Annotated in this window: 9 protein-coding genes; 3 read left to right on the top strand and 6 right to left on the bottom strand. The window is 59.7% G+C overall.

Features of this window, described 5'->3' with window-relative positions:
- A partial coding sequence (locus HHL08_RS25305; RefSeq protein ID WP_206377732.1) for a hypothetical protein occupies positions 1-233 on the top strand: 233 nt, incomplete at its 5' end.
- Complete coding sequence (locus HHL08_RS05035; RefSeq protein ID WP_169571369.1) at positions 179-1,375, top strand: DUF2252 family protein; 1,197 nt, start codon at positions 179-181, stop codon at positions 1,373-1,375. The genes HHL08_RS25305 and HHL08_RS05035, both read left to right, overlap by 55 nt.
- A 113-nt stretch (positions 1,376-1,488) precedes the next feature.
- Here the strand turns inward: HHL08_RS05035 and HHL08_RS05030 are convergent, their stop codons facing one another.
- Complete coding sequence (locus HHL08_RS05030) at positions 1,489-1,989, bottom strand: DUF1543 domain-containing protein (RefSeq protein WP_169571368.1); 501 nt, start codon at positions 1,987-1,989, stop codon at positions 1,489-1,491.
- Positions 1,986-3,632 carry an FAD/NAD(P)-binding protein gene (locus HHL08_RS05025; protein WP_169571367.1) on the bottom strand — a complete coding sequence of 549 codons (1,647 nt, stop codon included), beginning with the start codon at positions 3,630-3,632 and terminating at the stop codon, positions 1,986-1,988. The genes HHL08_RS05030 and HHL08_RS05025 overlap by 4 nt, the downstream gene beginning before the upstream one ends.
- Positions 3,633-3,740: 108 nt before the next feature.
- On the opposite strand from HHL08_RS05025, the gene HHL08_RS05020 reads away from it, so the two are divergent.
- Positions 3,741-4,334 (top strand): alpha-ketoglutarate-dependent dioxygenase AlkB, encoded by a 594-nt coding sequence (locus HHL08_RS05020; RefSeq protein WP_169571366.1) that lies wholly within the window; start codon positions 3,741-3,743, stop codon positions 4,332-4,334.
- A 9-nt stretch (positions 4,335-4,343) separates the two neighbouring features.
- Here HHL08_RS05020 and HHL08_RS05015 read toward each other — a convergent pair whose 3' ends face one another.
- The 4 genes from HHL08_RS05015 to HHL08_RS05000 all read right to left on the bottom strand — a co-directional run bounded on the left by HHL08_RS05015 (position 4,344) and on the right by HHL08_RS05000 (position 6,273).
- Positions 4,344-4,535, bottom strand: coding sequence for a DUF6961 family protein (locus HHL08_RS05015; protein WP_169571365.1), 192 nt, complete (start codon positions 4,533-4,535; stop codon positions 4,344-4,346).
- Positions 4,532-5,182: an SOS response-associated peptidase gene (locus HHL08_RS05010; protein ID WP_169571364.1), complete on the bottom strand. Its 651-nt coding sequence runs from the start codon at positions 5,180-5,182 to the stop codon at positions 4,532-4,534. The genes HHL08_RS05015 and HHL08_RS05010 overlap by 4 nt, the downstream gene beginning before the upstream one ends.
- Positions 5,183-5,211: 29 nt before the next feature.
- Positions 5,212-5,883 (bottom strand): SOS response-associated peptidase family protein, encoded by a 672-nt coding sequence (locus HHL08_RS05005; RefSeq protein ID WP_169571363.1) that lies wholly within the window; start codon positions 5,881-5,883, stop codon positions 5,212-5,214.
- Between the two features lie 114 nt (positions 5,884-5,997).
- Positions 5,998-6,273, bottom strand: a complete 276-nt coding sequence (locus HHL08_RS05000) for an HU family DNA-binding protein (protein WP_043150384.1) — start codon at positions 6,271-6,273, stop codon at positions 5,998-6,000.
- Positions 6,274-6,408: the final 135 nt, after the last annotated feature.

Genomic DNA, 6,408 nt, shown 5'->3' with positions numbered 1-6,408 from the left:
TTATCCGAAGTTCGCCGGTGACCACCCGCGAAACTGACCGGCCGCTACAGCGCTTGTTCGATGAGCGCGCGTCCGGTCAGCTTCGCTACCCTCAAAACCTACACCACGCGCCGGGACACGACCAAGCCGTTTTTGCGTGTCGCGCGTTAGTTCGTCACGAACTGGCAATGGAGCAGCAATGGGAAGGTACGGCAAAACACGGCAGCGCGAACTTGAGCAGAGCCGGGCGCTGAAGATGGCGCGGTCCACGCATGCCTATGTGCGCGGCAATACTGGCAAATTCTATGAGTGGCTGCAGGAATCAAGTGCATCGAAACGTCTGCCGCAAGGGCCTCCGGTTTGGATTTGCGGCGATTGTCATTTGGGCAATCTTGGTCCTGTGGCTGATGCTGTAGGACGCGTGGACATCCAGATCCGCGATTTGGACCAGGCGGTGGTCGGCAATCCAGCGCACGACCTTATTCGCCTTGGCCTGTCACTCGCGACGGCCGCGCGCGGGTCCGACTTGCCCGGTGTCACAACCGCTCGAATGATCGAGCATATGGTCGAGGGCTATCGCCATGCGCTCGGCGAGCGTAACGAGTATGAGGCACCAGAACCACAAGCCATACGCACTGTTCGCCGACGGGCGCTGGGACGGCGCTGGAAGCATCTGGCTGACGAGCGGCTGGACGATGTCGAACCGAAGCTACCCATTGGCAGGAAATTCTGGGCGCTGGAAGGTGACGAGAAAACCGCGCTCGACACTCTGTTTGATGACCCGGCGGTCGCAGCGATGATTCTTTCCATGAAGGGACGCGAAGGCGAAGATCGGGTACGGCTGCTCGACGCCGCTTATTGGAAAAAGGGTTGCAGTTCGCTTGGCAATTTGCGGTTTGCCGCGCTCATCGGCATCGGCGGCAGTCGCAAAGCGCCAGCAGATTACGCGCTGGTTGACCTTAAAGAAGCGGTCGCGGCGATCGCGCCGTCATGCGATAACAAGGCGATGCCAGCCGACCATGCCGAGCGGGTAGTGGCAGGTGCACAGGCACTTTCCCCCAATCTGGGTTCACGTATGCTCGCAACGGGGCTGCTGGGCAAATCGATCGTGCTGCGTGAATTGCTGCCGCAGGACCTTAAGCTCGAGATCGATCAGTTCTCGAGGGACGAGGCTACGCGGGCGGCGCGTTACCTCGCCTATGTAGTGGGCCTGGCCCATGGGCGGCAAGTGAGCCGTGATACGCGCAAGCATTGGCTAGACGCGATCGGACGGGGGCGGGGCGCAGGCATGGAAGCGCCGAGTTGGCTGTGGGACGGTGTGGTCGATCTGACAGCCAGTCATGAAGCGGGCTATCTCGAACATTGTCGTCGCTATGCGCTAGCGCAGGCCGCATGACCTGACGCCGCCATCGAGCATTATACACCAACGCCGCCGACGGGGCACCGGCGCGAACTAAACGCCTTGCGTCCGCGACATCCGTGGCCCTCAAGAAGCTGAAATTTCGTTGGCTACTTCAGTGGCGTGTAACGGCAGGCAAACTTCGGTGGCCGCGTCGTTCCAGTGGCGACGAGGTGGATGTGAAGCCTCTCCCCTATCAGCTCGTTTAGGGCGAACGCCTTCTCGGCTTCATAAAGATCATCACGATGGCCTTCCTTCCATTTAGGAATCGTCGCCATCGCGCGTGCCTTGGCCTGGGTCACATTCTCAGCGACAACGAACATGTTGCGATGCTGTTCAGCGAAATCAGCCGGATCGTAACCGCCTAGATTAACGAAAAATAGTTGTTCTCGCCCCTTATAGGGCTCTGGCCGCAGCTGGATGTCATAGCCGTCCGCATGGTCAATCTCGGCCCAACAGTCGATATGCAAGGTCCCAGGCGTACCCCACCATTGACGGCGGAGCGCATCATGCGTCGCTTTAAGGGATGGCGCCACGATGAAGCGGACATCGTGAATTTCTATGTGAGCAGCAGGATGTTCGCCTCCAATGTAGATCGCAAACAGCTTCATGCCGCGTCAGCCTGCATGGGTGCTGCGATCATGCATGCAAGATCCTGGCCAACGATGCTACCCATCTCATGCGAACTGGTTATCCCTTGCACAAATGGATGACGTCCCAGGATGAAGGGGAGGCTCAGACAATATAATCGGCGCGCACGCGGATCGGGCGATGCCGGGTGGAATGTCTCGTTCACCGAGATCCCCTTGGTGGACCCCTCCTCGGCATCTTGCGCATCCACCACGACCCCTTGCGTCAGAAGCGTTGAAAACGGGAAGTCGTCGGCTTCGAGCGCACGTTGCCCGGTGGCATCGATGAACACGTCATAATGACGCCGCTCACCGTCGATGACGACATTAACGCCGGGTTCTGCGCCATGCGTTTCTAACCGATACGCGCTGCCGAGCGTCAGCACATCGAGATGGCCTGCGCTGTGAAGGGCCAAGAGCCTTTGGATGGATAGGTGAGGTACACTCGCATATTCGTCGACGAAGGCGGGCTTGAGGTGTCTGCCGAAAGCATCCAGGGCTTCCTCATCGAGATGGGGGATGATCAGCGCCAGCACCTCGTGCATTCGCAAGATGGCGTAGCGCCAGGGAACGGTGAACTCTTTGTCGAAATTTGCTTGCGCCTCCTGCAGATTGGCGGCGGCCCATTCAAACGGATCAGCGTCCGCGCGGTCGGCAAAGAAGCGTTCTGCGAAATCCTCGAGCGCCAAATGCTCCAGTCCAACATGGTCGGCATAAGCGGGATCTGCGTACGCCAGTTCTTTCTTAAATAGCTGATAGGCCATCTCTAAAAGATCGCTAGCCTGAGCGTCGATCAGCCGTTCGATCGCCGCTTCGGTACAGAAAGTCAGCGGCTCATAGGGTATCGGATGGTAGAAATCCGCTTCAGGCAAAAGCCCCTTGCGTGACATCATCGTTAGCCGAAGGCCTTCCGAACCCGCCCCGATGCGATATTCAACCCGCCCATCGGGGCCATCGACAAAAGAGCCGTGAGCTGTTGCCAAGGCGACGACTGCGTCGATCGCCGTCAGAGAGCTGCCACGAATGCCAACATTGACGGCTTTAATGCGCTTGAGGGCCGACGCCGGCCACGGGCTGAGAAAATAGCCCGGCCGCGCCTCGGGCTCCTCTGGCCATCGATGTCCCGTCGCCATAACCACGAAATCGAAACGGTTGTCGGCTGTATCCTTGCCCTCCCCTTCAATCTCAAGCTGAACGCCATTGTCCTGGACAGACATGTCCAGAACGCATCGGCCAGTTCGAATATCGACGATGAACCCCTTGGCGCGCGCCTCGTCCACGAGCATGTCGAACTGGTCGAGGAAGTATCGCCCAAGGGCCACGCGCGGGTAGAAAGCGCGGTCATCAACCTCCCTGGGATCAATACCCAACCCTATGAGACGTTTGCGGCTTTGACGGTTGAGCCAGGAAAGAAGCGTCTCGCACAGCGGTGGGATTTCCACGCTCGCAATGTTCGAGAGCATAGCCGGATCGTTCCACCCCGGCCGATACGGCGTACCGAGACCGGCGCGCGCCTGCTGCTCGAAGATCGTGATCCTCGCGGGGCAGGCTGCCTGCTCGACAAACGCCTTGAGCGTATAAAGTGTGGTCGGTCCGGCACCGACGAAGGCAATGGAGGCGGTCATTCGGCAAAAATGCTCAGACGCCGAAGTGGTGCCATCCCAGCACATGCTTCATCGAAAAAATCACCCTTGCGATTGCCTCGCGCGCGCTGCCTCCCAATCTAGGCGTGGATGGCCAACCTGTTTCCCGACCTGTTCGAGACCCCGAAAATCCCGGGCCTTTCCTATCGTGAGGACATCCTCTCGCGCGAAGAAGAATTGAGGTTGATCGCCGGGATCGACACGACTGCGCTTGAACCATTTCGCTTTCAGGGCTGGCTCGGCAAGCGCCTGACCAGTTCCTTCGGCTGGCGCTATGATTTTGACGATGCGCGCTTCGGGCCGACCGATCCCATACCTGATTGGCTACTGCCTGCCCGCGACAGAGCCGCCGCCTTTGCTGGCCTTGAGCCCGCCAGCCTCGCCCAGGCATTACTGATCCGATATGATCCCGGCGCAGGCATTGGTTGGCACCGCGATCGCCCCGTCTTCGACCATGTCGTTGGCATATCGCTGAGCGCGGCTGCACCCTTGCGTTTTCGGCGGCGCAAGGCCGGCGGGTTCGATCGCGTCACCGTTCCGCTGGCACCGCGTTCGATCTATCACCTTCATGGTGAAGCACGGTACGAATGGGAACACAGCATTGCCGAAATGGAAGAGACCCGCTGGTCGATCACTTTCCGTACGCTGTCGGACAAACTATCGGACCGGACCATGGTCAGATAGCGTGGGCCTTCAATGCTCCATGGCGCCCTCATCGAGAAGCTGGTCCAGCCGCGTTGCAATGTCGAGCCATCGCGTCACGCCTGCCTCATCACCCGCCAGTGCGAGAGTTCTTACTCTTTCTGCGATAAATTGCTCGGCATCCGGGCCGTGCTGCCTTTCGACCGCCAGCGCTTCGGCCCAACGTTCAAGTTCGACTCTCACAGGATAGCGGGTGCGGACGTGGACATGCGGGGCTTGTTCCAGGGATCGCTGGTGCGCGTCATCTCGATCAGATCGTCGGGGAAGCAGCGATCCTGGAAAACGACTGCATCCTCTAACGATCCGCCCAGCCAATGGTCATATTCATCCTCATGCAAAAGCACAGGCATGCGATCATGCACCGGGCGGATCGCTTCATTGCAATCCGTCATGACGCCTGAATAGACCGCGCCCCATTCCTGGCTTTCTCGCCAAAGTCCGGCCCAGGCAAAGACAGGCCGATCCTTGAGATTGAACCAGGTCCGGGTCTTGCTCCCCTTCTCGCCTTCGGCTTCTGCAAAGGCAGTCAGCGGGATAAGGCAACGCCACTGCGGTTTTCGCGCGAGACCAACCCACATGGGTTTGCGCAGGTCGGCGATATTATTAACGGGCTTGGGCTTGGATCCTGGCTTCATGCCGCGCAGGACCAGCGGAAACCCCCAGACCATGGATTGAAGGACACGCTTTCCTTCTGCCTCGCGCACCACCATGCCGGGATAGCCGGGATAGACTTCGTCCGGCACGTTCATGGCGGCGATGTCGGGCGGCTCGACGCCGAAATGCGCCGCCACCTCGGCTGCACTCAATCGCTCAGTATAGAGGTTGCACATTGTTGCACCTGCCTTGTCGCGCCGCCCGACTACAAGTGTTGCGTAGCGCTCAGAGCAAGGCAAGCTGTGGCGGGAAATTTTCCGCTGCGCCAGAGATCTTCTGTCTGCTCGACGACCATGCGCTCAGCAGCAAAGGGCGCGCGATGCTGGAATCCGATGACGTCCCTGATGCTGCCATGCAGCCAGGCGTCATAGTCATGGGGATCGAGAAGAACCGGCATCCTGTCATTGGTCGGCATGACCGCGGCGTTGGCCGCCATGGTCATACCGGCATAGACAGGGCCGTAATCGGGCAGGTTCCGGCAGAAGCCGGCCCAGGCCATGACGGGCGCATGTTTGACCGAGAACCAGGTCCTCGTCTTGTGGCCGGGCATGCCGTCAGGATTGGCGAAATGGGTCAGGACGATAAGGCAGCGATAGCGCGGGTCCACGACCATATGCTCCCACATGGGATTGGTGAGATCGGCAACCAGCCCCAGCCGCTGAGGATCGTCGCCATGTTCGCGCATCTCGCGGGTCAGGCGCGGGAATCCCCACCCCATCGACCGTAACAGCCGACGTCCCCGGCTTTCAAATACGACGAGCCCGTCGGCGCCCTCGGTGGTTTCACGAGCAAAATGGACAGGCCCTTGCGGCAGCGCCGCACCGAAATGCATGGCGACTTCGCCGACACTCGCCAGGGTCGTATGCAATCTGGACATCGGCCGCTCCTAGGGAGACTCGAAAGACATCCGATGATTGGAACATAAAGCGAACAATATTGTCAACCGGCGATAGCCGGGAAGCGCCTTGGACGGACGTGTCCCGGCGAAATTTCAGCCGTTCAGTTTATCCTTTATCGCTTTGGCGGGCGTGAAGCCCAGCTTCTTGGCAGCTGCGATCTGGATAGTGGCGCCGGTGGAGGGGTTGCGACCTTCGCGCGCTGGCGCGTCCTTGACCTTGAACTTGCCAAAGCCGTTCAGGGCAATTTCTTCGCCCGCTGCTGCAGCATCAGCGATTGCGGCGAAGACCGCATCGACCAGCTTGCGGGCATCCGCCTTGGAAAGGCCGTTGTCGCCGGCGATCTTCTCAGCGAGGTCGGTATTGTTCATGGGCTATATCCTGTGTCGTTGGACGGCGGGCATAGACGAGGGCGCAAGCCAACGTCCAGCCAGGACGCTATCGCTTGTTGGCCGTCTATGGGCTTCATCGTCCTCCCAGGCCGTGCTTGCCTTTGCGGGGCCTGA

The sequence above is a fragment of the Sphingobium psychrophilum genome, from assembly GCF_012927105.1.
Taxonomy (GTDB): domain Bacteria; phylum Pseudomonadota; class Alphaproteobacteria; order Sphingomonadales; family Sphingomonadaceae; genus Sphingobium; species Sphingobium psychrophilum.
The sequence above is the reverse complement of the archived record's forward strand: the minus strand, read 5'-3'. Positions and strand labels throughout refer to the sequence as shown.

Coding starts and splice junctions, on each gene's coding strand:
- HHL08_RS05035 (WP_169571369.1), top strand. CDS start 179: ATGGGAAGGTACGGCAAAACACGGCAGCGCGAACTTGAGCAGAGCCGG.
- HHL08_RS05030 (WP_169571368.1), bottom strand. CDS start 1,989: ATGAAGCTGTTTGCGATCTACATTGGAGGCGAACATCCTGCTGCTCAC.
- HHL08_RS05025 (WP_169571367.1), bottom strand. CDS start 3,632: ATGACCGCCTCCATTGCCTTCGTCGGTGCCGGACCGACCACACTTTAT.
- HHL08_RS05020 (WP_169571366.1), top strand. CDS start 3,741: ATGGCCAACCTGTTTCCCGACCTGTTCGAGACCCCGAAAATCCCGGGC.
- HHL08_RS05010 (WP_169571364.1), bottom strand. CDS start 5,182: ATGTGCAACCTCTATACTGAGCGATTGAGTGCAGCCGAGGTGGCGGCG.
- HHL08_RS05005 (WP_169571363.1), bottom strand. CDS start 5,883: ATGTCCAGATTGCATACGACCCTGGCGAGTGTCGGCGAAGTCGCCATG.
- HHL08_RS05000 (WP_043150384.1), bottom strand. CDS start 6,273: ATGAACAATACCGACCTCGCTGAGAAGATCGCCGGCGACAACGGCCTT.